General features: G+C 68.3%; 23 protein-coding genes, 2 tRNA genes and 2 riboswitches. Of the genes, 10 read left to right on the top strand and 15 right to left on the bottom strand.

Annotated features, from left to right (window positions below; all coding sequences use genetic code 11):
- Window positions 1–81: 81 nt before the first annotated feature.
- The 3 genes from AS031_RS15715 to AS031_RS15705 form a co-directional block, all read right to left on the bottom strand.
- Window positions 82–990: a DMT family transporter gene (locus AS031_RS15715; RefSeq protein ID WP_058269103.1), complete on the bottom strand. Its 909-nt coding sequence runs from the start codon at window positions 988–990 to the stop codon at window positions 82–84.
- On the bottom strand, window positions 990–1,613 hold the full coding sequence (locus tag AS031_RS15710; protein WP_058269102.1) for a CDP-alcohol phosphatidyltransferase family protein: 624 nt from the start codon (window positions 1,611–1,613) through the stop codon (window positions 990–992). Before AS031_RS15710 ends, AS031_RS15715 begins: the two co-directional genes overlap by 1 nt.
- Before the next feature lie 153 nt (window positions 1,614–1,766).
- Window positions 1,767–2,621 carry a phage holin family protein gene (locus AS031_RS15705; protein ID WP_058269101.1) on the bottom strand — a complete coding sequence of 285 codons (855 nt, stop codon included), beginning with the start codon at window positions 2,619–2,621 and terminating at the stop codon, window positions 1,767–1,769.
- 178 nt (window positions 2,622–2,799) lie between these two features.
- Here AS031_RS15705 and AS031_RS15700 point away from each other — a divergent pair, with 178 nt between their 5' ends.
- From AS031_RS15700 to AS031_RS15690, 3 genes are all read left to right on the top strand, one after another.
- Entirely contained in the window at window positions 2,800–4,023 is a 1,224-nt protein-coding gene (locus tag AS031_RS15700; RefSeq protein WP_058269100.1) for a multidrug effflux MFS transporter, read from the top strand.
- A 78-nt stretch (window positions 4,024–4,101) separates the two neighbouring features.
- On the top strand, window positions 4,102–4,269 hold the full coding sequence (locus tag AS031_RS15695) for a complement resistance protein TraT (protein WP_228379659.1): 168 nt from the start codon (window positions 4,102–4,104) through the stop codon (window positions 4,267–4,269).
- 49 nt (window positions 4,270–4,318) lie between these two features.
- Window positions 4,319–4,726: a hypothetical protein gene (locus AS031_RS15690; protein ID WP_058269216.1), complete on the top strand. Its 408-nt coding sequence runs from the start codon at window positions 4,319–4,321 to the stop codon at window positions 4,724–4,726.
- Between the two features lie 52 nt (window positions 4,727–4,778).
- Here AS031_RS15690 and AS031_RS15685 read toward each other — a convergent pair.
- The 5 genes from AS031_RS15685 to dusB form a co-directional block, all read right to left on the bottom strand.
- Window positions 4,779–4,851, bottom strand: a tRNA-Asn gene (locus AS031_RS15685).
- Window positions 4,852–4,986: 135 nt separating this feature from the next.
- A tRNA-Asn gene (locus AS031_RS15680) sits at window positions 4,987–5,059 on the bottom strand.
- Window positions 5,060–5,164: 105 nt separating this feature from the next.
- Entirely contained in the window at window positions 5,165–7,117 is a 1,953-nt protein-coding gene (gene dnaG, locus AS031_RS15675; protein WP_058269098.1) for a DNA primase, read from the bottom strand.
- A 52-nt stretch (window positions 7,118–7,169) separates the two neighbouring features.
- Window positions 7,170–8,441 carry a deoxyguanosinetriphosphate triphosphohydrolase gene (locus AS031_RS15670; RefSeq protein ID WP_058269215.1) on the bottom strand — a complete coding sequence of 424 codons (1,272 nt, stop codon included), beginning with the start codon at window positions 8,439–8,441 and terminating at the stop codon, window positions 7,170–7,172.
- Window positions 8,442–8,475: 34 nt separating this feature from the next.
- Window positions 8,476–9,657, bottom strand: coding sequence for a tRNA dihydrouridine synthase DusB (dusB, locus tag AS031_RS15665; protein WP_058269097.1), 1,182 nt, complete (start codon window positions 9,655–9,657; stop codon window positions 8,476–8,478).
- Window positions 9,658–9,799: 142 nt separating this feature from the next.
- Between dusB and AS031_RS15660 the strand changes: the two genes are divergently transcribed.
- Entirely contained in the window at window positions 9,800–11,014 is a 1,215-nt protein-coding gene (locus tag AS031_RS15660) for a globin domain-containing protein (protein ID WP_058269096.1), read from the top strand.
- 6 nt (window positions 11,015–11,020) lie between these two features.
- Here AS031_RS15660 and AS031_RS15655 read toward each other — a convergent pair whose 3' ends face one another.
- On the bottom strand, window positions 11,021–12,550 hold the full coding sequence (locus AS031_RS15655; RefSeq protein WP_058269095.1) for a YibE/F family protein: 1,530 nt from the start codon (window positions 12,548–12,550) through the stop codon (window positions 11,021–11,023).
- 140 nt (window positions 12,551–12,690) lie between these two features.
- Between AS031_RS15655 and AS031_RS15650 the strand changes: the two genes are divergently transcribed.
- Together AS031_RS15650 and AS031_RS15645 are read left to right on the top strand one after the other, a co-directional pair.
- A complete protein-coding gene (locus AS031_RS15650; protein ID WP_058269094.1) occupies window positions 12,691–13,449 on the top strand; it encodes an alpha/beta hydrolase in 759 nt (252 codons plus the stop codon).
- A gap of 68 nt (window positions 13,450–13,517) precedes the next feature.
- Window positions 13,518–14,342, top strand: coding sequence for a lysophospholipid acyltransferase family protein (locus AS031_RS15645; protein WP_058269093.1), 825 nt, complete (start codon window positions 13,518–13,520; stop codon window positions 14,340–14,342).
- Between the two features lie 33 nt (window positions 14,343–14,375).
- Here AS031_RS15645 and AS031_RS15640 read toward each other — a convergent pair whose 3' ends face one another.
- The 3 genes from AS031_RS15640 to AS031_RS15630 all read right to left on the bottom strand — a co-directional run bounded on the left by AS031_RS15640 (window position 14,376) and on the right by AS031_RS15630 (window position 17,949).
- Entirely contained in the window at window positions 14,376–15,434 is a 1,059-nt protein-coding gene (locus tag AS031_RS15640) for a GNAT family N-acetyltransferase (protein ID WP_058269092.1), read from the bottom strand.
- Window positions 15,435–15,436: 2 nt separating this feature from the next.
- The gene (locus AS031_RS15635; protein WP_058269091.1) at window positions 15,437–16,822 is read right to left on the bottom strand and encodes a glycine--tRNA ligase; all 1,386 of its coding nucleotides are present in this window, start codon (window positions 16,820–16,822) and stop codon (window positions 15,437–15,439) included.
- Window positions 16,823–16,950: 128 nt separating this feature from the next.
- Window positions 16,951–17,949, bottom strand: coding sequence for a DMT family transporter (locus AS031_RS15630; RefSeq protein ID WP_058269090.1), 999 nt, complete (start codon window positions 17,947–17,949; stop codon window positions 16,951–16,953).
- A gap of 32 nt (window positions 17,950–17,981) precedes the next feature.
- On the opposite strand from AS031_RS15630, the gene AS031_RS15625 reads away from it, so the two are divergent.
- A complete protein-coding gene (locus tag AS031_RS15625) occupies window positions 17,982–18,212 on the top strand; it encodes an RNA-binding S4 domain-containing protein (RefSeq protein WP_058269089.1) in 231 nt (76 codons plus the stop codon).
- Window positions 18,213–18,269: 57 nt separating this feature from the next.
- On the opposite strand, the gene AS031_RS15620 is transcribed toward AS031_RS15625, so the two are convergent.
- Window positions 18,270–18,920, bottom strand: coding sequence for an alpha/beta hydrolase (locus AS031_RS15620; protein ID WP_058269088.1), 651 nt, complete (start codon window positions 18,918–18,920; stop codon window positions 18,270–18,272).
- A gap of 77 nt (window positions 18,921–18,997) precedes the next feature.
- Between AS031_RS15620 and AS031_RS15615 the strand changes: the two genes are divergently transcribed.
- Together AS031_RS15615 and AS031_RS15610 are read left to right on the top strand one after the other, a co-directional pair.
- Window positions 18,998–19,876 carry an SGNH/GDSL hydrolase family protein gene (locus tag AS031_RS15615; RefSeq protein ID WP_058269087.1) on the top strand — a complete coding sequence of 293 codons (879 nt, stop codon included), beginning with the start codon at window positions 18,998–19,000 and terminating at the stop codon, window positions 19,874–19,876.
- Between the two features lie 112 nt (window positions 19,877–19,988).
- Window positions 19,989–20,567: a hypothetical protein gene (locus AS031_RS15610; protein ID WP_058269086.1), complete on the top strand. Its 579-nt coding sequence runs from the start codon at window positions 19,989–19,991 to the stop codon at window positions 20,565–20,567.
- Between the two features lie 134 nt (window positions 20,568–20,701).
- Here AS031_RS15610 and metX read toward each other — a convergent pair whose 3' ends face one another.
- The gene (gene metX, locus AS031_RS15605; protein WP_058269085.1) at window positions 20,702–21,817 is read right to left on the bottom strand and encodes a homoserine O-acetyltransferase MetX; all 1,116 of its coding nucleotides are present in this window, start codon (window positions 21,815–21,817) and stop codon (window positions 20,702–20,704) included.
- A gap of 12 nt (window positions 21,818–21,829) precedes the next feature.
- A riboswitch (SAM riboswitch) is annotated at window positions 21,830–21,945 on the bottom strand.
- 141 nt (window positions 21,946–22,086) lie between these two features.
- On the bottom strand, window positions 22,087–23,412 hold the full coding sequence (locus tag AS031_RS15600) for a bifunctional o-acetylhomoserine/o-acetylserine sulfhydrylase (protein ID WP_058269084.1): 1,326 nt from the start codon (window positions 23,410–23,412) through the stop codon (window positions 22,087–22,089).
- Between the two features lie 43 nt (window positions 23,413–23,455).
- Window positions 23,456–23,572: riboswitch (SAM riboswitch) on the bottom strand.
- A gap of 186 nt (window positions 23,573–23,758) precedes the next feature.
- Between AS031_RS15600 and AS031_RS15590 the strand changes: the two genes are divergently transcribed.
- Complete coding sequence (locus AS031_RS15590) at window positions 23,759–24,397, top strand: VOC family protein (RefSeq protein WP_058269082.1); 639 nt, start codon at window positions 23,759–23,761, stop codon at window positions 24,395–24,397.
- Window positions 24,398–24,448 lie beyond the last annotated feature (51 nt).

The following is a 24,448-nucleotide window of genomic DNA, read 5'->3' as shown; positions in this document are numbered from 1 at the left end:
TTGACTGGCAGCACGGCGGGAATCCGGCCGGATACAGGCCGGGCCCGCGGGTTAGCTTGACGGCTCGTGGGCGGATAGGGACTAGTGCGACGGCCTGCCCGGCGCCTTCCGAGCGTCCTTCTTGCGCTTGGTGACCTCGGGGTGGTGCCGGGAAAGGGCGATAACCCCAACGATAGCAAGGAGCGCCGCCGTTCCCATGGCAATGGCCATGACGGCGTGGACGTCCGGCCGGAGTTCGCCGAGGATGAGGATGCCGATGGCGATGCCCACCATGGGGTCGATGACCGTCAAGCCGGCGATCACCAGGTCCGGCGGGCCGGTGGAGTAGGCGCTCTGCACGAACCAGGAGCCCAGTCCGCCGGCCGCTAGGATCGCCACCACGGAGTACCACTGGACGTTCAGCAGGAACAGACCGTTGGGGTCGAGCAGGTGCTTGCCGATGATCCTCGTCAGCACCGCCACGAAACCGAACAGGACGCCGGCGCCGAGGATGTAGACGAACGCGTTCATACGGTGCTTGAACATCACGGCGAGGGTTCCGAACAGGCCCACCGCCAGCGCCAGCAGGAGCACGATGGTGAGCTCGTCCTCAGGGCTGACGTGGTGGTTTTCCTGGGTGACGTTGACGGCCAGGAGGACGAACAGCGCCGACCCTGTCACACACGCAGTAATGGCCACCACCGTGGCCCGGTTGATGGTGAGGTCCTGGTCCCGCGCATTGACGATGGTGGTGATCACCAGTGCGATCGCCCCAATGGGCTGGATGACGGTCAGGGGCGCCGAAACCAGCGCCACGGCGTTCATCGCCATCCCTGCACCCAGGAGGAGAAGGCCAAACACCCAGCGCGGGTTGCGCAGCAGGCGCAGGAAACCGTTGGAGCTCAGGGCCAAACCGCCGGTATCGGCCTTGACGGCGCTGCCCTGCCGCTGGGCGCCAAGGGCCAGGCAGAAGGCGCCGAGGACCGCGAGGAAAACGGCCAGCCACACCATCAGGAGGTCCCGCCGTCGGGCCTGGGCCTGTTCCGGCCTTTGCGCAGCATGGCCCAGAAGTAGTTGTAGGCGGCGATCCAGTGCCCCACCAGCCCCAGGCCCAGCACGATCCAGGCGGCAACGAAAAGCGGCCCGGCATACCCGGTGTCCAACCGGGAGAGCACCAGCATTGGGGTGCCAAGGAGCAGCAGGCCGGTACGCACTTTGCCTACCGCACTGACGGGCAGGTCCGGGTGGCCGCGGAACAGGGACAGGGTCAGCACCAGCAGGATGGCGTCCGGAACCACCAGGGCGGCCAGGTACAGCCAATTGACGACGCCGGCAATCACCAGGGTCACGGCGACGGCAAGCAGCGCCAGCCGGTCGGCGATGGGGTCCAGTACCCGGCCCAGCCTCGAGGCCTGGTCGAAGCGGCGGGCGACGTAGCCGTCCACCCAGTCGGTGCACGCCATGACGGCGAGGACGATGACGCCCGCTCCGTATTCACGTTGGGCCAGGACCAGCCAGATGAAGAGCGGTACCCCCATGAATCGCACCACGGTGAGCAGGTTGGGGATGGTGAACACGAGGTCGTGGTCCACCTGGGGTCGGTCCGGACGGGAACCGGCACCAATGAACTTCACTGGTCCCCCTTCCTGTCGCCGCCCTGGGGCGTAGTCCTGCCAAGCTGCTGCCGGTCCCCCGGGACCGGGATCTTCGTGCCGTACCAATACTGTCCGCTACCGCGTCCGGGCGGAGCGTGCGTCACGCCTGCGCCCGGACCAGCGGCCGCGGTGCTAGAAGGTGCGCAGCAGCCTGCGAAGCAGCACTGCCAGCACTGTTCCGGCTGCAGCCAGCGCAGCCAGGGGCTTCCAGCGGTCCTGCAGGCCACCGGTGGATTCGGACAGCCCTGCCAGTTTCCGGGCTGCTGCGTCCTTTCCGCGTACTGCCATTGCCTGTCCCTGCTGCGCGGCGTCCCGGGCGGCGGCCGCCAGGTAGCGGGCCTGGGTCTTGACGTCCAGTTCGGTGCCCAGTTCGTCGCGGACTTCGGTCAGGTGCTGGCGCCGCTGGCCCAGGCGGCGCGCCAGTTCCGGTTCGGAAGCGTGCGGGAATTCCTTGTCGTGCTCGGCGGCCTTCGCAGCCTTCTCGGCCTTTGCCTTCGCCGCGGCCTCCTCCTTGGCGGCCTTCGCTGCCTTGGCTTCCGGGCTTGCCGGGTCCAGCACGGCGGGGTTGAAGGCCGAGCCCTCCTTGGCGACCCCAATGTCATGCCGGATGCCGCGGATGGTTTCCTCCGGCACCAGCGGCATGGCCTTCTTGAACCTGCCCAGGCCGATCAGGCCGCCGATGAGGGCGATCAGCAGGAACGCCGCGGAAACCAGCAGCGCCGCCAACCAGGCGGGCATGATGGTGGCCAGGCCCATGATGGCGGCAACGATCAGCCCAATGACCAGGAAGACCAGGAAAACCAGGGCCACGGCGAAGAACGCGGCGGCCACTCCAAGCTGCACGCCCTTGCGTTTGAGTTCGATTTTGGCGAAGGCGATTTCGTCATTGATTTGCCGGGGAGCCAGCCTGGCCAGGAGCCTGAGCGTTCCTGGCAGCGCCGTGATGCGCAATCCGGGTCTGGTCTGCCCGCTGTGACGTCCGCTCATCGGTTCCGCCTAACTGGTGTGTGTGATCGATCCGGCTTTCCTTTACTGCAGGAATGTGCACCGGCACAGTCCCCGCCACAAAACTACCATTCAGGTTCAGGCCGAACTTCGGGGCTTGCCGGGCGGCGCGGACTACAACGCTGCAAATCGCTGCGTTCCGGGCCTAGGATTGACATCCGTGACCACTCCCCCCAATCCGGGCGACTTGCTCAGCCGGCGCCGCAAACTCCTGTACATCCTCCTCCTCGGCGCCCTGACCGCCCTGGGTCCGTTCACCATCGACCTGTACCTGCCGGCCTTCCCCGCCCTGGAGGCGAGTCTTGGGGTGTCCGAGGCGCAGGTCCAGCTCACCCTGGCCGGCACCACGCTGGGATTCGCGTTCGGGCAGTTGGTGGTGGGTCCGTTCAGCGACAAGTTCGGCCGCAGGAACCCGCTGATCATGGCCACCGCCCTGCACATCGCGGCATCGATCGGCGCTGCCCTGTCAACTGACATCACCACGCTGGGGGTCTTCCGCGTGCTCATGGGCGTGGGCGCCGCCGGCGGCGGCGTGGTGGCCATGGCCATGGTGCGGGACCTGTTTTCCGGGTACGCGATGGTGCGGATGTTCTCCCGCATGGCGCTGGTCAACGGCCTGGCCCCGATCCTGGCCCCGGTGATCGGCTCCCAGCTGTTGCTGGTCATGCCGTGGCCCGGCATCTTTGTGTTCCTCGCCTCCTACGGCACGATCGTGATCGTGGCTGCCCTGTTCCTGGTCCGCGAAACACTGCCGCCGGAAAAGCGGGGCCAGAGCGGCCTGACGGCCCGGCAACGGTACCGCGTACTGTTCGGGGACCGGATCTTTGTGGGCCTGCTGATGGTGGCAGGCCTGAACTTTGGCGGCCTGTTCACCTACCTGTCCGCCTCGCCGTTCCTGTTCCAGGACGTGTTTGGCTTCTCGGCCCAGCAGTACGGCCTCCTGTTCGGCATCAACTCCCTGGGCATTGTGGCGGGCGTGCAAACCAGTTCACGGCTGGTCCGGCGGGTGCCGCCGCAGTGGATCCTCGCTGCGGCCACGGCCTGGATGTTCCTGATGGCAGCGCTGATTGTGGTGTTCGACCAGCTGGGGCTTGGCCTGTGGGGCGTCATGGTGCCGCTGTGGTTCTACATCCTGGGCACCGGGTTCATGTTCCCCTGCGTGCAGGTCCTGGCCCTGTCCAGCCATGCCTCGCAGGCGGGAACCGCAGCTTCGCTGCTGGGCGCCGCAACCTTCATGATGGCGGGCCTCATCTCCCCCGTTGTCGGCTGGCTGGGCATCACCAGCGCCACTCCCATGGGAGCCGTCCAGGCCGCCTGCATCCTGCTGGCCATGGCGGCGCTGTGGCTGGTGGTCCGTCCCCGCACCGTCCCGCCCATCCAGTAGCCGCCCGGTGAACCCATGACCAGACCGCGCAGGAGACACCAGCACCCCGGCCAACCGCCCCAGGCCGCGCCGCGCAGGCTGCACCGGAACGGACGGGGACTGTTCCTCGGCGCGGTGCTGGGCGCCGTCGCCGGTTACTTCGCCGGACGCGCCGCAGGGAACCCGGCGATGGGCATCATCCTGGGCGCCCTGGCGGGCTCAGCCCTGCTGTACCGCGTGAACCCGGGCGGACGCCGCCGGCGCTGACCGGCAGGGTCTTTACCTGCGCAAAAGGGGGCGGGATAAAATAGTGTCCGTGTCCAGTCGGCAGGATCGGCCCCAGATCCCGGCCACATGGCAACGGTGCGACACCCGCATCCTTCCCTTGTGGTGGGACCGCACCTGCGCCCAGATGGGCGAGCAGTCGGCAACCCTCTACGCCGCCGGGCTGTTCACCGAGGACCGTCGCCGGCCGATAGCCCAATGGTTCAACCCCGCGTTCAGGGCCGCCCTGCTGGTGGCGCCTGAGACGTCCCCGGAGTGGCCCGTGCAGCGCTTCGGGATCTTTTACGCCCCGCCCGAGGAGGGTTTTGTGCGGATCCATTCGGCGCCGCACGAGTGGAACCCCCGGCAACCCCGCACCTCGCCCACCGAGCAGGAAGCATTCCAGGCTGCCATTGCCGAGGCCGAGCGGTTCCTGCAGGTTGAAATGGACTTTGTCTGACGCGCAAAAAGTCCCCGCCCTCCAGAGGAGGACGGGGACTTTTCCGGTGAAGCTCCTCCTGCTGGACTTGAACCAGCAACCCTTCGATTAACAGTCGAATGCTCTGCCAATTGAGCTAAGGAGGAATGAAGCAGGTACGACCTTAGCAAAGGATTCCGGCAAAAGTGAAATCGGCGCAGACGCGGCCAGCGCGGGCCCGCGACGGCCGGCAAAGGGGCATAAAAAATCCCCGCTCCGGAGACCGGAGCGGGGATCGGAAGCTCCTCCTGCTGGACTTGAACCAGCAACCCTTCGATTAACAGTCGAATGCTCTGCCAATTGAGCTAAGGAGGAATGAAGCGGGTATCAGCCTAGCAAACAGTTGCCTCCGAAACGAAATCGGCTGCCCGCCCGGGGCGCCCGGGTGGGCAGCATCACAGGGATGGCCGCCGGCCGGGTTCAGGTCTCGGCGCGGAGGGCCCGGCGTTCCATCTCCAGCATCAGCAGCTCACGGTTCAGCCGCTGGTACGTTTCAGGGTCCGCCGAGGGATCCAGCCGCTGGAGCTGACCCATCTTGTCCGCTTTGGTCCTGGTGATCTGCAGTTCGAACAGGCGGGACAGGATGTCGCGGCAGTACTTCAGCACCGCCTCTTCCGTATGGGCCGGCAGCGGCACCACCGACAGCTCGGACACCAGCGGCCGCAGCGGCTCCGGGACCTCATGCATGACGTGTTCCACCCACCGCACCGGGTCGGTCACCATGCCCGGACCGGTGGCGCGCATGGCGTCGTGCACGGCCTGGAACGCAGGGGTGGCGAACCTCGCCTCGGCGAAGCGGTCCCAGACGGCCCCGGCGAGCAGGGAGGGCGCCTGCAGCGCCACTTCCAGCGCCTGCCGCTCCATGGACGCCACAGGGTCCCGCGGGTCGGGCCGGTGGAAGGACGGCACGGCTTCCAACGGCGGTCCGGCGGCAACACCGGGGGCGCCGGCATGGTTGGGGGCCCCTTGGTGCTGGGCACCGTGGTCCGGGCGGCCGGCTCCCTGGGGACCCGGCGTGCGACCGCCGTCCTGGCGCCGGGCGGCGTTCTTGACTTCCGCGTTGACCAGGCGCAGCACTTCGTTGGGGTCCGGCATGCCCAGCCAGCCTGTCAGCGCCTGGCAGTAGCCTGTCCGGGTTGACCCGTCGCGGATGGCCGCCACCACCGGCACGGACGCCTTCAGGCCCTGCACGCGGCCTTCCACGGTGTCCAGGTTGAACTGCTTCAGCGTGGTGCGGATGGCGAACTCGAAGAGCGGCCGCCGGGACTGCACCAGCGCATGAACGGCGTCGTCGCCGCGGCTGAGCCGGAGGTCGCAGGGATCCGCGCCCGTCGGTTCCACGGCCACATAGGTCTGGGCCGTGAACCGCTGGTCCTCTTCGAAGGCGCGCAGGGCCGCCTTCTGTCCGGCGGCGTCGCCATCGAAGGTGAAGACGACCTCTCCCCCGGTGCCGTCGTCGGAGAGGAGCCGGCGGGCGATCTTGATGTGTTCGGTGCCGAACGCCGTCCCGCAGGTGGCCACCGCCGTCGTGATTCCTGCCAGGTGGCAGGCCATGACGTCCGTGTAGCCCTCCACCACCACCAGCTGCCGGTCCTTGGCGATGCTCTTCTTGGCCAGGTCGATCCCGTACAGCACCTGGGACTTCTTGTAGAGCGTGGTTTCCGGGGTGTTGAGGTACTTCGGGCCCTGGTCGTCCTCGTAGAGCTTGCGGGCACCGAAGCCGATGGTGTCGCCGGCGATGTCCTTGATGGGCCAGATCAGGCGGCCACGGAAGCGGTCGTAGATGCCCCGGTTGCCCTCGGAAAACATACCGGTGAGCTTGAGCTCGGCGTCGGTGAAGCCGCGGCCCCGGAGGTGCTTGAGCAGCGCATCCCAGCCCTGCGGAGCGTAGCCGCAGCCGAAGTGTTCCGCGGCGGCACGGTCAAAGCCGCGGCCGAACAGGAAGTTCCGCGCCTCCGCCGCGCCCGGGGTGAGCAACTGCGCACGGAAGAACTCGTCCGCGATCTTGTGGGCGTCCAGCAGGCGCTGGCGGCGGCCCACCTCTTCCCGGTTGGGCCCGGTTCCGCCGTCCTCGTAGCGCAGCTCGTAGCCGATGCGCGCAGCCAGCTTTTCCACGGCCTCCTGGAAGGAGCTGTGGTCCTGCTTCTGGACGAAGGAAATGACGTCCCCGTCTTCGCCGCAGCCAAAGCAGTGGTAGCGGCCCACCTGGGGGCGGACGGTGAACGACGGCGAGCGCTCATCATGGAAGGGGCACAGCCCTTTGAAGGTTCCCAGCCCGGCGCCCTTGAGCGTGACGTAGCCGTCCACCACTTCCTTGATGTCCGTGCGCTGGCGTACTTCGTCGATATCTTCGCGTTTAATCAGCCCAGCCACAGAGCAATCCTAGTCCCGCGGGCCGGCCGGCATGGGCTGAAGGTAACGCCGGTCACCACAGCGAGGGCAGGCTCCCCACCAGGCGCTCGTACATGGCCAGGGCCGAGCCGTCGGTCAGCGATGCAACCTGGTCGATGACCACGCGCAGCCGTGCGCCGTCGTCCTCCGCCGCCCGCCAGTCCGCCGCGAACATCGGTTCGAGGTGCCGGTCGCCGGTGGCGCTCAGGGCGGTGACCAGGGCGTGGAGCACTTCGCGCTGGCGCTCATAGATGGGCTGCCGGTGTTCGGTGGTCATCACGAAGGTGGTGGCCAAGCCCTTCATCACCGCGATTTCCATCACCGTCTCGTCCGGGACCATCAATTCGGCGCCGTAGCGGGTGAGGCGGCCGGGACCGTAGACGGCACGGGTGGTTTCCAGGGCGGACTGGCAGAACCTGCCGATCAGCTGGCTGGTCATGTTCTTCAGCGCCGCCATGGACTTGCGGCTGCCGTCGGCCTCGCGCACCCACACGTCGGTGGCTTCCAGCCGGGCCAGGGCGGCGTCGATCGCGGCGGGGTCGTTGTGCGGCAGGTACCACTGCCGGGCGTAACCCACCACCCGGGCACGGTGGTCCGGGTTGTCCATCCAGCGGAGCTGGAAGTGGCCGGCAACAATCGCGTCCTCCACGTCGTGGACCGAATACGAGATGTCGTCGGCAAGGTCCATCACCTGCGCTTCCAGGCAGGTGCGGCGTTCCGGCGCTCCGGCACGGATCCAGTTGAAGATGGGCAGGTCGTCCTCGTAGGCGCCGAACTTGCTGGTCCGCTGGCCATGGATTACGGGCGCTTCGAGGGCGGACCAGGGATATTTCGACGCCGCGTCGAGGCTGGCGCGGGTGAGGTTCAGGCCAGCGGGCTGCCCGTCCGCCGTGAGCAACTTGGGTTCCAGCCGGGTCAGCAGGCGCAGGGTCTGGGCGTTGCCTTCGAAGCCGCCAATCGCGTGGGCCACCTCGTTCAGGGCCGATTCGCCGTTATGACCGAAGGGCGGGTGGCCCAGGTCGTGGCTGAGGCAGGCGGTGTCCACCACGTCCGGGTCGCAGCCCAGGGCACGGCCGAGCTCGCGGCCCACCTGGGCCACCTCGAGGCTGTGGGTGAGCCGGGTACGGACAAAGTCGTCCGTGTCCGGCGCCACTACCTGTGTCTTGGCGCCCAGCCGCCGCAGCGCGGACGAGTGCAGCACCCGGGCGCGGTCCCGTTCGAAATCCGACCGGTAGGTGCTCTTGGGCGGTTCCTCCACCCAGCGGGCGGAGTCATCGGCACCGTAGCCGGCCGAGGCCATGGCCATGGGCGGGACGGTGGCGTGCTCGGCGACGGGAACCTCAGCCACCGGACACGTCCAGCTCAGCCGCGGCAATGTCCCGCGACTGGTCCTCGTTCAGGGCACGGGAGTCCAGCCAGTCCTTGGGCAGGGCCGGCTTCTTGGGGGATCCGGCACGGCCGCGGGGGCCCTCGGAATCCACTCCGGGATAGGCCACGTCCGGGTCCAGTTCGTCCAGGAGTCCGCGCAGTACCTCCAGGGTGGGCACGGTGGCCAGTTTGGCACGCAGGTCCCCGCCCACCGGGTAGCCCTTGAAGTACCAGGCCATGTGCTTGCGGATTTCGCGGAGGGCCTTGTATTCGTCCCCGCCGAAGGTCTCGATCATGAGCTGGGCGTGGCGGTACACGCCGTCGGCGACCTGCCGCAGGTTGGGCCGGTGCCGCACGTCGCTGCCTTCAAACGCGGCCTGCAGGTCACCGAAAAGCCAGGGCCGGCCCTGGCAGCCGCGGCCCACCACCACGCCGTCCACGCCGGTCTCGCGGACCATGCGGACAGCGTCCTCGGCGGACCAGATGTCCCCGTTGCCCAGCACCGGGATGTCTGGGAGCGCTTCACGGAGCCGCGCGATGGCGGACCAGTCGGCCTGGCCCGAGTAGAACTGGGCTGCCGTCCGGCCGTGGAGGGCGACGGCGGCGACACCGGCATCACGCGCGATCCGGCCGGCGTCCAGGTAGGTGAGGTGGTCGTCGTCGATGCCCTTGCGCATCTTGATGGTCAGCGGGACGTTGCCCTTGGAGGCTTCCCTGACGGCAGTCTGCACGATGGAGGTGAAGAGGTCGATCTTCCAGGGCAGGGCAGAGCCGCCGCCGCGCCTGGTGACCTTGGGGACGGGGCAGCCGAAGTTCAGGTCGATGTGGTCCGCCCTGTCCTCCTCCACGAGCATCCTGACGGCAGCGCCCACGGTGACGGGGTCAACGCCGTACAGCTGGACCGAGCGGACCTTTTCGTCCTCGTCATGGGAGATGATCCGGAGCGACTCCGGGGTCCGCTCCACCAGGGCGCGGGAGGTCACCATCTCCGCCACGTACATGCCACCGCCGTATTCACGGCAGAGCCGGCGGAACGCGGAGTTGGTGATGCCGGCCATGGGCGCCAGGATCACCGGCGTGTCCACGGTGAGGGGACCGAGCTTCAGGGGCGGAAGTTCCAGCTTCGGAGCAGGTGCGGTTGCTGCAAGAGTCACCTTTCCATTGTTGCAAATCCGGCCAAATCGGGGCCGGCACCAGTGCCGATTGGTCCTGTCGCCGGCCCGTCGGCGGTATTAACGTGGCCCGGAACGGTGCGCTGCAGCATGGAAAGCGGCCTGGAACCCCGAAGGAGTAACGATGCTCTCAGATACTTCACTGCCTGTGGTCAAAGCGACGCTGCCCGTCGTCGGGGAGAACATCGGCGAGATCGCGTCACGCTTTTACGCGCACATGTTCCAGGAGCATCCGGAGTTGCTGGACGGCCTGTTCAACCGCGGCAACCAGGCGGACGGGCGGCAGCAGCAGGCATTGGCAGGCTCCGTGGCAGCCTTTGCCGGGTTCCTGGTGAACGATCCGACGCACCTGCCGGACCATTTGCTGTCCCGGATCTCGCACAAGCACGTGTCGCTGGGGTTGGCTCCCGACCAGTACCAGGTGGTCCATGACAACCTGATGTGGGCGATCGTGGATGTCCTGGGCGATGCCGTCACCCCGGAGGTGGCCGCTGCCTGGGACGAGGTGTACTGGCTGATGGCCAACATGCTCATCAACAAGGAGCGGGGACTCTACGATGCGGTCCGGCTGGGCCCGGAGACCATCTGGCGCACCTGGCGGGTGGCCGAAAAGATCCAGGAGACCGATGACGTTGTCAGTTTCGTCGTGGAGCGCATCGACGAACGTGAGGTCAAGCCCTCGCTGCCGGGCCAGTACGTGACGATCCGGATGGAGATGCCCGACGGCGTCCTCCAGCCCCGCCAGTACAGCCTCACCCAGGCCGACGACGGCCGGCACCGGCGGTTCGCGGTCAAGCGCGTCCGCGGCGACGCCGCTGCCGGAGCACCGGACGGCGAAATGTCCACCCTCCTGCATGACCATGTCAACGTGGGCGACGAGGTGACCCTGTCGGCCCCCTTCGGCGACGTGGTGCTGGAGTACACGGACCGGCCGCTGGTGCTTGCGAGCGCCGGCATCGGCATCACACCCATGGCCGGCATGCTGTCGCATCTGGTGAAATCCGGGTCCCAGCGGAAGGTGTGCTTCCTGCACGCAGACGACTCCCCCGGATCCTTCGCCCTCCGGAACCAGGTCACGGCGGATATTGCCACGCTGCCGGACGCTGCCCTCAATGTGTGGTTCCTGGATGCTGACGGCGGCGCCGCCGATCCCACCATGCACCGGGGTTTCATGAACGTCCGCGACGTCGAACTGCCCTCCGACGCCGAGTACTACCTGTGCGGCCCGGTTGCCTTCATGCAATCGGTCCGCAGCGCGCTGATCGGCCTGGGCGTGCCGGCCAGGGACATCCAGTATGAGGTGTTCGGCCCGGATCTCTGGCTGGCCGACTACCAGTAGCAGCGGTCAGCCGCGGTCGGCCCTGCGGCCCCGGCGCGTGGGAAGGGTGCCGTCACCGGAGTGGTCGGGTCCGTCCGCGTCGGGTCCGTCCGCGTCGACGCCGGCTGCCGGAGTGCCCTCCGGGTGTTCCGCAGCCCTGCGGGACCGTGCCTCGAGGGCGGCGGCGGCCAGCGCCCCCGTGTCCTCGGCGCCGCCTGGAGCCAACTCCCCGCCGTCGTCCGTCCGTTCGATTGCCCCGCGCTGCCGGAATCCGGACGGCGCAGTCCGCGATGCGCCCGGCGCAGCGTTGGCAACCGCAGGGGTCACGACGGCGGCGGCCGGTTCCCGGATGCCTGTCGCCTTGACCACCAGCACGGCAATCAGCGTGGTGACCGGGATGGCCAGGACCAGGCCGATGGAACCGACCAGCGTGCGGATGACTTCCTCGGACAGTTCGGCGCTGGTCAGGGTTTCCCCCAGCGGCCGGTCGTACAGCATCACAATGATGAGGGTGGGCAGGGCCGCCCCGGCGTAGGCGAACGCGATCGTGTAGACGGTGGAGGCGATGTGGTCGCGGCCGATCCGCATGGCGGAGGTGAACAGTTTGCGTGCGCTGCTGTTGGGGGCGAGTTCGTACAGTTCCCAGACGGCCGAGGACTGGGTGATGGTGACATCGTTCAGGACGCCCAGCCCGGAAATGATCAGCCCGCACAGGATGACCCCGGAGATGGAGATGTTGGCCGAGGTGTTGATCAGGGTGGTGGCCTCATGGTTGCCCACCCCTGCCAGGTTGGCGGCCCCGGTGGCCCACCAGGCAAGCAGCGCGGTGATGCCCAGGCCGAAGATGGTGCCCAGCAGCGCCGTGGAGGTCCGGGCCGAGAAGCCGTGCGCGAAATACAGCACCCCGATCATGATCACGGTGGAGCCAACCAGGGCCAGCAGGAGCGGGGGCTTGCCCTCCACCAGGCCCGGCAGCATGAAGCTGGCCAGCACGAAATAGGCGCCCACCAGCCCCACCAGCGCACGCAGTCCCCGCCAGCGGGCGACGGCGATCACCACCCCCGCGTACAGCAGGGCCAGCAGGACGATGGGAAGGGTCCGGACGAAGTCCACGAAGATGTAGGCGGGAGAGCCCTGGGCGGAAGCCGCGCCGTGGGCGTTGGAGAGGTTCAGGTAGCGGATCTGGTCGCCGGGTTTGACGCCGTGGGATTTGGCGACGTCAGGGTTGATGACCACTTTGACGGGGCTGCCGCCCTTGTCCGGTTCGGTGAAGGCGAAGGTGCAGTTGGAGCCCTCCGGCTGCTGGCCGCTCCCCTGCGGCGCCGGCTGACCGCTTTGGTCCTGGGTGGCCACGCCCTGCATGCAGCTTTCCGTGGCTACCCGCTGGATGGTGCCGGTATCGAAGGTCACGCCGGGCGCGGCCGAGTAGGGGTTCGCCAGCGAGATGCCCTCCTTGCTCCCGGACGGCCACAGCATGGCCATGCCCGCAAGCGTGAGCAGGGTGATGGGGATCAGGACGGCGGCGAGGATCCGGTTGGCCCTCCGCCGGGCAGCCATCGCCGCGGCTGTCGGCTCCGAATGACCTGTGGAAGCGTGGGAGTGGCCGGCGCCCATCAGCAGAAGAACCTCATACGTTGAACTCTACGTGCGGCACCTTAGGGTTTATAAATGGACCATTCGGACTGGGAGGTACCGGCATGGGCAATGGCGGAACACGGAATACTGACAGCGCACGGACGGGGCAGGCGCCCGCATCCCCGGCGCAGCGCCCTGTACTGAGCGTGCTCGAGGCCTCCGGGCCCACCCTGGGCGTGGCGCTGGTCCTGCACGGCGGCAAGGCCCGGAGCAGGGAACCCGTGGAGGCCCGGCACCTGAGCCCTGCCCGGATGATTCCGTTTGCCCGCCACCTGCACCGTGCCGGACGCAGGCACGGACTTGCCGTGTGGTCGCTGCGCAACAGTGTGCGCGGCTGGAACGGCCCGGACATGTCGCCGCTCCAGGACGCCAAATGGGCGTTGCAGCAGATCGGGCAGGCCCACCCGGGCGTGCCGGTGTTCCTGGTGGGACACTCCATGGGCGGCCTGACCGCCGTCTGCGCCGCCGACCATCCCCAGGTGGAGGCCGTGGTGGCGCTCGCCCCGTGGCTCAGCCCGGAAACCCCGGCCGAACGCGTGGCACGCCGCAAGGTCCTCATTGTGCACGGCACTACCGACCACATGACCAGCCCGCGGCAGTCACTCGCGTTCGCCCGGCGCGCCTCCTCCGACGCCGCCAGCATGCAGTATGTGTCGCTGAAGGGCGTAGGGCATTTCATGCTCCGCAAGATCAGGATCTGGCACACCCTCGCCACAGGCTTCGTCATCCGGGCCTTCGCGGAGAGCACGGGCGCGCCGGTGCGGCCGGCACGGGCCTACGCCCAGCTGCTGCCTGAGGGGTCCGTCCACGTCACCCACTGACCGGATGCCCGGCCCGGCCGGCGTCCACCCACGCCCGGTACCAGCCCCGACCCTCCGAAAGGAGCAGCATGCCCTGGCGGCCGCCGCCCAATGACCGCTTCTACCGGCTGATCGTGCGCACCGGCCTGGCCCTGCGCCGGATGTTCGGCATCAGGGTGATCAGCACGGGCCTGGAGAACCTGCCCGCGCCCGGCCCCCGGGACGGGATCTCCCGGGCCGTGCTCCCGGGTACGGGGGCGGTTTTCGCCATCACCCACTTCGGCTACCTTGATTTCGCCGTTGCCGAACTGCTGCTGTGGAAGCATGCGCGGGCGCAGCTGAGGTTCCTGATCCACCAAGGGGCCGCCGACCACTGGTTTGCCGGCCCGGCCATCAGCGCCAGCGGGCACGTGGTGGTGGGCTACGCGGACCGTTCGGAGGCCTACGGCGAGGCCGTGGCGAAGCTCCGGGCGGGCGAATACCTGGCGGTGTTCCCCGAGGCCGGGGTGAGCCGCAGCTTCACGGTCCGGGAGTGCCGCACCGGTGCCGTGCGGATGGCTGCCGAGGCCGGGGTGCCCATCTTTCCCGTCTCGGTGTGGGGCGCGCACAGGCTGATGACGCGCGGCCATGGCTTCTCCCCCCGCAGGGCCCGGGGCGCCCCTGTCAGAATCCATGTCGGCGCACCGCTGGCGTACACGCCTGATGTGGACGTGGAAACAGCGACCGGATCCCTGCGGCGCGTACTCCAGGACGGCATCGGGAAGTGCATCGTGGATTTCCCGCTCAGCCCCGCCGCAGGCGCCTGGTGGATGCCGGCCCACCTGGGCGGCGGGGCCCCGACGGACGCCGAACGGCAGGCCCTGGACGCGGACGACGCCGCCCGCGGCCGCCGTCGTGGTCCCCGCCGCAGCTGACCAACCGTGGTGCCTGCCCCGGCGGGGACTGGGTCAGTCCGAGACCACCAGGGTTTCCGCGGCGGCAAGCCGGGCCTTGCCGCTGTCCAGCAGGGGTTCGACGGCGGCCCGCAGCGCCGTCATCGAATCGTCAAGTTCGAGCATGACGGGGTGCTGGTACGCGATGAGGGACAGCATGTCGCGGACCGCTTCGGCGGCGTCGTCCGCGGCCAGTGCGGGCTCGTGCCCCACGAAGACGTCCGTGGGCGCCCCGGGCGCGGCTTCGTCCTGCCCGGCCGGGCCCTGCCCGGCGTCGGGGTCTGACGGATCCGCGGCGGCCGGTGCCGCATAGCTGACCGCAAAGGCCCGGATGCGGCCCTTCTTGCTGGGCGCAATGCCCTGGCCGAACGCGGATTCGGGCTGGGCGCGGAGCACGATGGCCCCGTGCGCGCCGGTGAGTTCGTCCAGGAACAGCTTCTGCACCTGCCCCACGGACAGCACGCCCGGCGAATCCCAGCCGTGGATGGCGGTGTAGTACCGGCCCACCACGTCGGTCAGTTCCACGGATCCGGTGGCCAGGTCCATCACGACGTCGGACCCGGCGTTCTCGCCGCTGACGGGCCGGCCGCCGTGGTCCTTGTCCGGGAACACCGGGAGCTTGAGCGCGCCGGGCTCGACGACAACCAGGCGCGAGCGCTGGATCGGCGACAGGCCGGCGGCCTCTGCGAATGCCGCTCCGGGGGTGCCGGGCTCCACCTTGGCCCGGAGCTTCGTCACGCCCGACGGCGCGTGGGAGGCTTCGCGGCGCAGCATGGCCAGGAGCGTGGCACCGATGCCGGAGCGCCGGTGGTCGCGGGCCACCTCGATGTACGTCCAGAGCCGTTCGGGGTGCAGGGAGGCCTCGTAGACGACGCCGGCGGCCACGGGGATGCCGACGCCGTCGATCACGTCCTCGGCCACGATGCAGCGCCGCCACGGGTTGCCGCCGGCACCGTTGGAGGACGGCGCGAGGGCGCCGCGGAACTGGCGGGCCTGCGCTGTTTCGGGGCCGCCCCAGATTTCCAGGAGGGCGAGGTCGTCGCCGTCCCGCCATTCGCGGTATTCGATGGCCATGGCTAGGCGCCGATCAGCCGTGCGGCCAGGTAGCCCTCCACCTTGTCCAAGGAGACGCGTTCCTGGCTCATGGTGTCCCGCTCACGGATGGTCACGGCCTGGTCCTCGAGGGTGTCGAAGTCCACGGTGATGCAGAACGGGGTGCCGATCTCATCCTGGCGGCGGTACCGGCGACCGATCGCGCCGGCGTCGTCGAAGTCGATGTTCCAGTTCTTGCGCAGCTGCGCGCCGAGGTCCTTGGCCTTCGGGGACAGGGCCTCGTTGCGGCTCAGGGGCAGCACGGCGGCCTTGACCGGGGCCAGGCGCGGGTCAAGCTTCAGCACTGTGCGGACGTCCACTCCGCCCTTGGCGTTAGGAGCCTCGTCCTCGGTGTAGGCGTCGATCAGGAACGCCATGAAGGACCGGGTGAGGCCGGCGGCGGGTTCGATCACGTAGGGGGTGTAGCGCTCGTTGGTGGCCTGGTTGAAGTAGCTCAGGTCCGTGCCGGAGGCCTTGGCGTGCGTGGACAAGTCGAAGTCCGTGCGGTTGGCGATGCCTTCCAGCTCGCCCCACTCGGAGCCCTGGAAGCCGAACCGGTACTCGATGTCCGTGGTGCCCTTGGAGTAGTGGCTGAGCTTTTCCTGCGGGTGCTCGAAGAAACGCAGGTTTTCCTCGCGGATGCCCAGGCCGGTGTACCAGGCCATGCGCTCTTTCATCCAGTACTGGTGCCATTCCTCATCGGTGCCGGGCTCGACGAAGAATTCCATCTCCATCTGTTCGAATTCACGGGTGCGGAAGATGAAGTTTCCGGGGGTGATCTCGTTGCGGAAGGACTTGCCGATCTGGCCGATGCCGAACGGCGGCTTCTTCCGGGACGTGGTGAGCACGTTGTTAAAGTTCACGAAGATGCCCTGGGCGGTTTCGGGCCGCAGGTAGTGCAGGCCTTCCTCGCTGGCCACCGGGCCCAGGAAGGTTTTCAGCAGGCCGGAGAACTCCTGCGGTTCGGTCCATTCGCCGCGGGTGCCGCAGTTGGCGCAGGCGATGTCCTTCAGGCCGTTCTCGGCGGGGCGGCCCTTCTTCTCCTCGTACTCTTCCTCGAGGTGGTCTGCGCGGTAACGCTTGTGGCAGGACAGGCACTCCACCAGCGGGTCGGAGAAGACCTCGACGTGGCCGGAGGCTTCCCAGACCTGGCGGGGCAGGATGACGGAGGAGTCCAGGCCCACCACGTCCTCGCGGCCGCGGACCACTGACTGCCACCACTGGCGCTTGATGTTTTCCTTCAGCTCCGCACCGAGCGGCCCGTAGTCCCAGGCAGAACGCGAGCCTCCGTAGATCTCACCGGCCTGGAACACGAAGCCCCTCCGCTTGGAGAGGGAGATGACCTGGTCGAGGACGGATTTTGCTGCCATGGGTGACTCCAATTTCTACAGGGCCGCTGGGTGCGGTCCGCGGTTGTTCTTGCGCCCCGGGCCATGCATGCGGCACGCCCGAAAGGCCTGGGGACGGTTGAGGGAAGATGCGTGAAAAGCTGCGTGTCCTAGCCTACCGGCCGGCGCCCGCGCAGCGCGCCCCGCGGCCACGGCAGCGTTGCCAGGATGATCGCCGCCAGGGTCAGGACGGTGCCGAGGATGGTGGGCAGCGCCACGACGCTGCCCGGTGCGGGGAAGAAAACGTCCAGTGCCAGGGAGCCCAGCAACTGGCCGGCGATCATGCCCAGGCCCGTCACCAGCACTCCGAGGGTCCTGACCAGCAGGGCACCCAGGCCGATGAAGACGCAGCCCATGGGGCCGCCCAGGTAGTACCACCACTCCCCCGGCAAGGGATTGCCGGGCCCGGCCACCGCCACTTTGACGGCGAGCACCACCCACAGGACCATGCAGCCGGCAACGAAGTTGACCAGGGTGGCGGCGATCGGGGTCCCGTAGTGCACGGTGGCGGTACCGTTCATCGCCTGCTGGAAGCTCATGAGGAACCCTGCCGCGACCGGCAGCAGGACCGGCAGGAGCAGGGCGGCAGCACCGCCGTCGGACCCGGTGCCGGACGCCGCGAACCGGGGCGACACGGCCCAGGCGACGGCGGCAATGGTCAAGATGCAGCCGACGACGCGGATCCCGGTGACGGATTTCCGGCCGGCCGGTCCCAGGCCCAGCCTGTCCACCAGCAGGCCGCTCACCGTCTGGCCGGTGACGGTGGCCACGGTGAACAGGGCCACGCCGAGGATCCCCACGGTGAAGGACTGGGCAAAGACGAAGAATGCACCGATGGCACCGGCCAGGACATAGACACGGGGGAAGGCCCGGTTCCTCACGGCGGGGACGATGCGGGCCAGCCCGGCGCGGCCGCGGGGCAGCACGAGGGAAATCAGGACCATGACGGCCAGGCCTGTGCTGAAGCTCACGGCAGCTGCCGCGATCCCGTCTCCCAGCCTGGCACCCAGGGCTCCGTTGATGCGGCCCTGGACGGGAATGGCGAGGCCGGCGCCCACCGCCAGGGGCAGGCCTGCGAGAGCCGGAAGGCGGGAAGGGGTGCTGGTCACTGAATCCACCTTACGTCAGGCATTATTGCCTTATGAGCAACCCCGTTGACGACGTCCCCATCCGCGACAGCATGATCCGCCTTGGCCAGCTGCTCAAGCTGGCCAACCTCGTGGAGGACGGCGTGGAGGCGGCGGACCTGATCAGGAACGGGCTGGTGAAGGTCAACGGCGAGATCGACGACCGGCGCGGACGCCAGTTGCGCAACGGCGACACGGTGACCGTCAACAACCAGACGGTCCGGGTGGTGGCGCCGGAGGACTGACGGTTCCCGGTCAGGCTGCCGGGCCGGGCACCCTGCCGCGGCCCGGCGTCGGACCGGCTACTTCTTGAGGACCTCGTGGGTGAGGAATTCGCCGACGTGGCCGATCTCCTGCTGGTTGATGCCGTGCCACATGCCGGTGTACAGCACCTTGGTGAGCTTGACGTGCCGGCGCACCCAGCCCATGGTGTATTCGATCTTGTCCTGCGTAATCACCGGATCCTGCTGGTCCCTGCCCCAGAACATGGGCACCGTGCCGTCAAGTTCGGCGTCGCGGAAGGTGGGATCGTCCCCGGCGTCCACCACGAAGCCTGAGAGTCCGACGACGGCCGCGAAGTCCGTGGGCCGCTGGCGCAGGAGCGTGGTGGCCATGGCCATTCCCATCGAGAAGCCCAGCAGCGAAACGGACGGGTGGCCGGCCCTGATGGTGTCGATCCAGTCCAGGACGTAGGCGGACGCTTCCTTGACCCGGTCCAGCGAGTAGTCGATCGAGGCCGTCAGCGGGAACCAGGTGAAGCCGGGGCCGGTGGCTATGGGTGCCCGCACCGAGGCGACGGCAAAGTCCCCGGGCAGCATGTCAGCCAGGCTCAGCAGGTCCTGTTCGTTGGCTCCGTAGCCGTGCAGCAGCACCAGCAGCGGCTTGCCGTCGCGCTGGTCTTCCGGGTGGGACCACAGGACAACGGGGGCAGGAAATACTTCGGCTTCAGTCATGGTTTTCATTCTTACAGTTACCGGAAAGTAGCAACCTACGTTCGCGTAGCCAGAGAGGCGAAAGGCAGGATAGGGACGTGACTGACGCAAGTGCCATCCAGACCCCGCCCGCCCGCTCCGGATCCCACCCCTGGACCCGGTACGTGGCCATGGGCGATTCCTTCACCGAGGGCATCGGCGACCCCGAGCCCTCGAGCCCCGGCGGTTACCGCGGCTGGGCCGACCGGGTGGCTGAGGAACTGGGCCGCACCCAGCCGGACTTCGCCTACGCCAACCTCGCCGTCCGCGGCAGGCTGCTGCAGCAGATAGTGGACCAGCAGCTGGCGCCGGCGCTTGAGTTGAAGCCGGACCTCGTGACGCTGTCCGCCGGCGGCAACGACCTCATCCGGCCCGGCGGCGACCCGGACGCGCTGGCCGAAAAGCTGGATTCGGTGGTCCAGATCCTGTCCATGGGCGGCGCCACGGTGGTGCTGTTCAACGGCCCGGACACGGGGTCATCGGTGCTGAGCAGGATCCGCAGCAAGGTGGCCATCTACAACGAGAACCTGCGGACCGTGGCTGCCCGGCACGACGCCGTGATCGCCGACATGTGGTCCCTCCGCCAGCTCAGTGACCCCCAGATGTGGGACCAGGACCGCCTGCATTTCTCCCCGCTGGGCCACCACACCATCGCGTCCATGGTGCTCGATTCACTGAACGTCGAGCACGGGCTGGAACCCCTGCGCCCCAAGCCGCTGCCGCCGAGCACCTGGCGGGAAGCACGGGCCGGGGACCTGGTGTGGGCGCGGGAATACTTTGTGCCGTGGGTGCTCCGGCGCCTGCGCCACCAGTCGTCCGGCGACGGCATCACTGCGAAGCGGCCGACGCCGGGTCCCGTCTTCGGCCCGGGCGTTCCGCTGGGCTCGGGGGAAGGTCCGCTGGGGACCGCCGACGCCGGGCGGCGCCGGATTTCCTGAGCCAGGCACGTGCCGCCCGCCACCGCCTGATACGGTGCGGGCTGTCCGGGCGGAACGGGTGCCGGGCCGTGACCGTTTAAGCTGGAAAGACCCGTTCGAGAGGCGCAGCACCGTGAGCAGCTTGTTTTTCTGGATCATCATCCTGCCCTTTGTGATCCCCATGGCCATGCGCATGTACAGGAAATCCGTGGCGCGGCGGAACAGTGGGCAGTACCCGGGCGGCCCGTTCGGGCCGGGCCGGTTCGGTTCGGGCCAGTACGGCCCGGGCCAGTTTGGTTCGTCCGGCCCGCAAAGCAACCAGCCGCGCGACGGCTACACCCAGCAGGACTACTTTGCCGGCGGATTCCGCCGGATCGGGCAGCAGCAGCCCATGGACACGCCGCCTCCCGCGCCGCACCAGTACGGCCAGCCGCCGATGCCGGGCCAGGGCAGCGGACCGATCGGCCAGGCGCCCTACAGTGACCAGGGATTTGGCGGCCAGGCGCCCTACGGTGGCCAGCCCCAGTCCAGCCAGCCGCAGTACAACCAGCCCCGCATGGAAGAGCCGTCCGCGCCGGCCACTCCCCCGCCGCCATCGGCACCACAGGGGTTCCGCGCCCGGAAGCTGGCGGAGCTGGACCAGAAGTACAGCAACGGCGAGCTGTCCATGGAGGACTACATGGCCCGCCGCGCGGAGATCATGAACGGCTAACCTGGGCCGCCGAATCCCTCAAGCGTCCCGCGGGCGCCATCACAGGGATCATCAATCAGAGGCTTGTTCGCGCACGCTGGCCCTTGAGGTTAGGATCCGCGGACAAGCCTCTGATTCATGCGCAGGCCTTGCTGCTAGGCCAGGAGATCTGACCGGAGCTGCGCTCCCAGCTGGCCGATCTCGGTGAGGAAGCCATCGTGGCCGATGGGTGCCTGGATCAGGTGGACGTCAACGTCCCCGGGCAGGGCCTCGGCCAGCTGCCGGGACTGGGCCGGGAAGTAGAGCCGGTCCGATTCGACGGCGGCCACGAAGAACCGCGCGGTGGTGCGGGCCAGGGTTTCTGCGAGGGTGCCGCGGCCGCGGCAGACGTCGTGGCTCATCAGCGCCTCGGTGAGAGCGATGTAGCTGTTGGCGTCGAAACGCTGGACAAGTTTGCTCCCCTGGTGGTCCAGGTAGCTTTCCACCTGGTAGCGTCCCCGGCCGGCAAGGACCCCGCCCCGCAGCGGCGACTCGGACGCCTGCGCTTCGCGGCCGAAGCGGCTCTCAAGCTCCGCAGCCGACCGGTAGGTGATGTGGGCGATCCGCCGGGCCAGCGCCAGTCCGTCCTCGGGGCAGGGACCGCCGTAGTAGTCGCCGGAGTTGAAGTTCGGGTCCTGGCGGATGGCCAGGGTCTGCGCATGCGCGAACGCGATCTGTTCGGCCGTGCTGGCGGCTCCCACCGCTATGACGGCGCAACGCTGGACGCGTTCCGGGAAAGTGACAGCCCATTCCAGGGCCCGGGCACCGCCCATGGAGCCGCCCAGCACCGCGTACCAGCTGCTGATGCCGAGCTGGTCCGCCAGGCGGGCCTCAGCCTCGGTGCTGTCACGCAGCGTGATGAGCGGGAAGCGCGAGCCCCACGGCTGGCCGTCCGGGGCGGCCGACGACGGCCCGGTGGATCCGTAGCAGCCGCCCACAATGTTGATGGACACCACGAAGAACCGGTCCGTGTCCACGGGTGCGCCCGGGCCGGCAAGGTGTTCCCACCAGCCTTCCTCGTCCGTGTCCCCGCGGGTCACGTGGGTGCTCCCGGTGAGCGCGTGCTCGATCAGGATGGCGTTGCTGCCGTCGGCGTTCAGGGTTCCCCACGTTTCGTACGCCAGGGTGACGTCCGGCAGGAAGCCGCCGGATTCGAGTTCCAGGGAACCAATGGAAGCGTAACGGACAATCCCGTGTTCGGGTGCGGTGGTACGGGTGACGGTAACCGTCATGGCAAGACCTCTTCTACGCGCTTGCCCACCGGGAAATGACCGGCAGGCCAGGTCTTCACCCGGGGCACCCCACCGCGGAAGGAGGGTTGCCGGCCAGCAAGCCGGGGCTGTCACTGGCACTCATGACCTGGTTCGAGTGTACGAAACACCCCCCGCCGATCGCCAAGCGTGTGACCGGTTATGACTTGCCGGGTTGTGGCGGCGCTTGCCGGCTGTTCGGGCGGGGACGGCGGCCGGCGAAGGTGCCGGCCGCCGTCGTGCGCGGTTTCCTACTGGTCCGCGGCGCCCTTGGCGGCGCGGAACCCGGCCTCAAGGTCGGCCAGGATGTCATCGATGTGTTCGATGCCCACCGAGAGCCGAACCAGGCCGGGAGTCACGCCAGCCGCTGCCTGCTGTTCTGCGCCCAGCTGGCTGTGGGTGGTGGACGCCGGGTGGATCACCAGGGAGCGGACGTCGCCGATGTTGGCCACGTGGGAGTGCAGTTCCAGCGCATCCACAAAGCGCTGGCCGGCCTCGGCGCCCCCGGCAAGGTTGAAGGCGACGACGGCACCGGTCCCCCGGGGCCCGTACTTGCGGCCGCGTTCGTACCAGGGGCTGGACGGCAGGCCCGCGTAGGCGACGGATTCGACGTCGTCCCGTCCTTCCAGCCAGGACGCAACCGAAGTGGCGTTGGCGACGTGGCGTTCGACGCGGAGGCTCAGGGTTTCTAGGCCCTGCGCGATGAGGAACGCGTTGAACGGTGACACGGCCGAGCCGAGGTCGCGCAGGAGCTGCACGCGGGCCTTGAGGATGTAGGAGAGGTTGGCGCCAAGGAGTCCGTTCTCGCCGAGGTCGCGCCCGAACACCAGGCCGTTGTAGGTGGGGTCCGGGGTGTTGAATCCGGGGAACCTCTCCGGGTCCTTGCTGAAGTCGAACCTGCCCGAATCGACGATGACGCCGGCGATGGCTGAACCGTGCCCGCCGAGGTACTTCGTGGCGGAGTGGACCACGATGTCCGCGCCCCATTCCAGCGGGCGGATCAGGTACGGGGTGGACAGGGTGTTGTCCACGATCAGGGGAACGCCGGCCTGGTGGGCCACCGCTGAAATACCTTCGATGTCCAGGACGTCCTGGCGCGGGTTGGATACGACTTCGCCGAAGAACAGCTTCGTGTTGGGCTGCACCGCGTCGCGCCACTGGTCAAGGTTGTCCGGGTCCGCCACGAAGGTCACGGAAATGCCGAACTTTTTCAGCGTGTGGGCAAACAGGTTGTACGTCCCGCCGTAAAGGCTGGGGCTGGCCACGATGTGGTCCCCGGCCTCGGCGATGTTCAGGACCGCGAACGTCTCCGCCGCCTGGCCGGAGCTGAGCAGCAACGCGCCGAGCCCTCCTTCGAGGCTGGCGATGCGCTGCTCCACGGCTTCCTGCGTGGGATTGCCGATGCGTGTGTAGATGGGCGCCAGCTCGGACAGGGCGAAGCGGTTGGCTGCGCTTTCGGCGCTGGGGAACACGAAGGACGTGGTCTGGTAGATGGGCAGGGCGCGGGCTCCCGTTGCGCCGTCGGGCTCCTGGCCTGCGTGGATCTGGCGGGTTTCGAAGGACCAACCGTTGGACATTCAAGGCTCCTTTGACATGGGCCCGGCAGGCACTTGGCACCGCGGGCCGCGCTTGCCATCCGGCCCTTTGCCGGACGGCCAGGTCCTCACCCGGGGCACCCCACCGCGGATGGAGGGTTGCCGGCCAGCGAGCCGGGGCTTGGCGCTGGCACTCATGACCTGGGCCAAGTGTAGGAACAGGACGACGGCGGCGGACAGCATTGTGACGAACAAGGTCCTTGGTGCCTGGTCCAGCGCGAAGCCCGGGGCAGCGCCCTGGAGGCGTCTGCGGGAAGCATGAAAATGGAAAAATCGAGTAAGGCAAGCCTAAGCTGAGAGCCTGATCACAAAGTGCCAAGATGATGGCATGCGCATGGATCACGTCTCTTACGCCTGTGAACACGATGGCCTGGCGGCCACCACCGAACGTATTTCTTCTGCCCTCGGCGTTGAGGCAGTGAAAGGCGGGGTCCACCCGCGGTTCGGCACCCGGAATATGATCATCCCGCTCGCGGGACACAAGTACCTCGAAGTGGTGGAGGTCCTGGACCACCCCGCCTCGGACAAGGCACCCTTCGGACAGGCTGTCCGCGCCCGCTCCGCTGCGGGCGGCGGCTGGATGGGCTGGTGCGTCGAAGTTGACGACCTCGCCCCGTTCGAGGAGCGCCTTGGCCGCTCCGCCGTCAACGGCAACCGCAAGTTCCCCGATGGCCGGGAACTGGTGTGGAAGCAGATCGGAATCCTCGGGCTCATTGCCGACCCGCAGGTCCCGTACATGCTGAAGTGGGAAGGCGACCCGTCGCGGCACCCGTCCAATGCCTACGACAGCAGCATCAAGATGAGCTGCCTGACCATCGCCGGTTCCGCGTCGCGGGTTACCGAGTGGCTGGGCGAGCCGGTGGAGAAGCCGCTGGAAGATGTGGCTGTTGAATGGGTAGCCCCGCACGGCACACCCGGCATCCTCTCGGTCACGTTCGAAACCGCCAACGGGGCCGTCACCATCTGACCTCCCTCCCCTGGTCCGGTACAGCCGGAACGGGGAAACCGGGCTTGCCCC

Origin of the sequence: Pseudarthrobacter enclensis, assembly GCF_001457025.1 — a bacterium.
GTDB lineage: Bacteria > Actinomycetota > Actinomycetes > Actinomycetales > Micrococcaceae > Arthrobacter > Arthrobacter enclensis.
Note: the sequence above shows the minus strand (reverse complement) of the source record. Positions and strands in the feature narration are given on the sequence as shown.

Coding starts and splice junctions, on each gene's coding strand:
- metX (WP_058269085.1), bottom strand. CDS start 21,817: ATGACGGTTACCGTCACCCGTACCACCGCACCCGAACACGGGATTGTC.
- AS031_RS15590 (WP_058269082.1), top strand. CDS start 23,759: ATGCGCATGGATCACGTCTCTTACGCCTGTGAACACGATGGCCTGGCG.
- AS031_RS15645 (WP_058269093.1), top strand. CDS start 13,518: ATGCCCTGGCGGCCGCCGCCCAATGACCGCTTCTACCGGCTGATCGTG.
- AS031_RS15640 (WP_058269092.1), bottom strand. CDS start 15,434: ATGGCCATCGAATACCGCGAATGGCGGGACGGCGACGACCTCGCCCTC.
- AS031_RS15635 (WP_058269091.1), bottom strand. CDS start 16,822: ATGGCAGCAAAATCCGTCCTCGACCAGGTCATCTCCCTCTCCAAGCGG.
- AS031_RS15705 (WP_058269101.1), bottom strand. CDS start 2,621: ATGAGCGGACGTCACAGCGGGCAGACCAGACCCGGATTGCGCATCACG.
- AS031_RS15625 (WP_058269089.1), top strand. CDS start 17,982: ATGAGCAACCCCGTTGACGACGTCCCCATCCGCGACAGCATGATCCGC.
- AS031_RS15655 (WP_058269095.1), bottom strand. CDS start 12,550: ATGGCTGCCCGGCGGAGGGCCAACCGGATCCTCGCCGCCGTCCTGATC.
- AS031_RS15600 (WP_058269084.1), bottom strand. CDS start 23,412: ATGTCCAACGGTTGGTCCTTCGAAACCCGCCAGATCCACGCAGGCCAG.
- AS031_RS15715 (WP_058269103.1), bottom strand. CDS start 990: ATGGTGTGGCTGGCCGTTTTCCTCGCGGTCCTCGGCGCCTTCTGCCTG.
- AS031_RS15660 (WP_058269096.1), top strand. CDS start 9,800: ATGCTCTCAGATACTTCACTGCCTGTGGTCAAAGCGACGCTGCCCGTC.
- AS031_RS15670 (WP_058269215.1), bottom strand. CDS start 8,441: ATGGCCATGGCCTCGGCCGGCTACGGTGCCGATGACTCCGCCCGCTGG.
- AS031_RS15650 (WP_058269094.1), top strand. CDS start 12,691: ATGGGCAATGGCGGAACACGGAATACTGACAGCGCACGGACGGGGCAG.
- AS031_RS15620 (WP_058269088.1), bottom strand. CDS start 18,920: ATGACTGAAGCCGAAGTATTTCCTGCCCCCGTTGTCCTGTGGTCCCAC.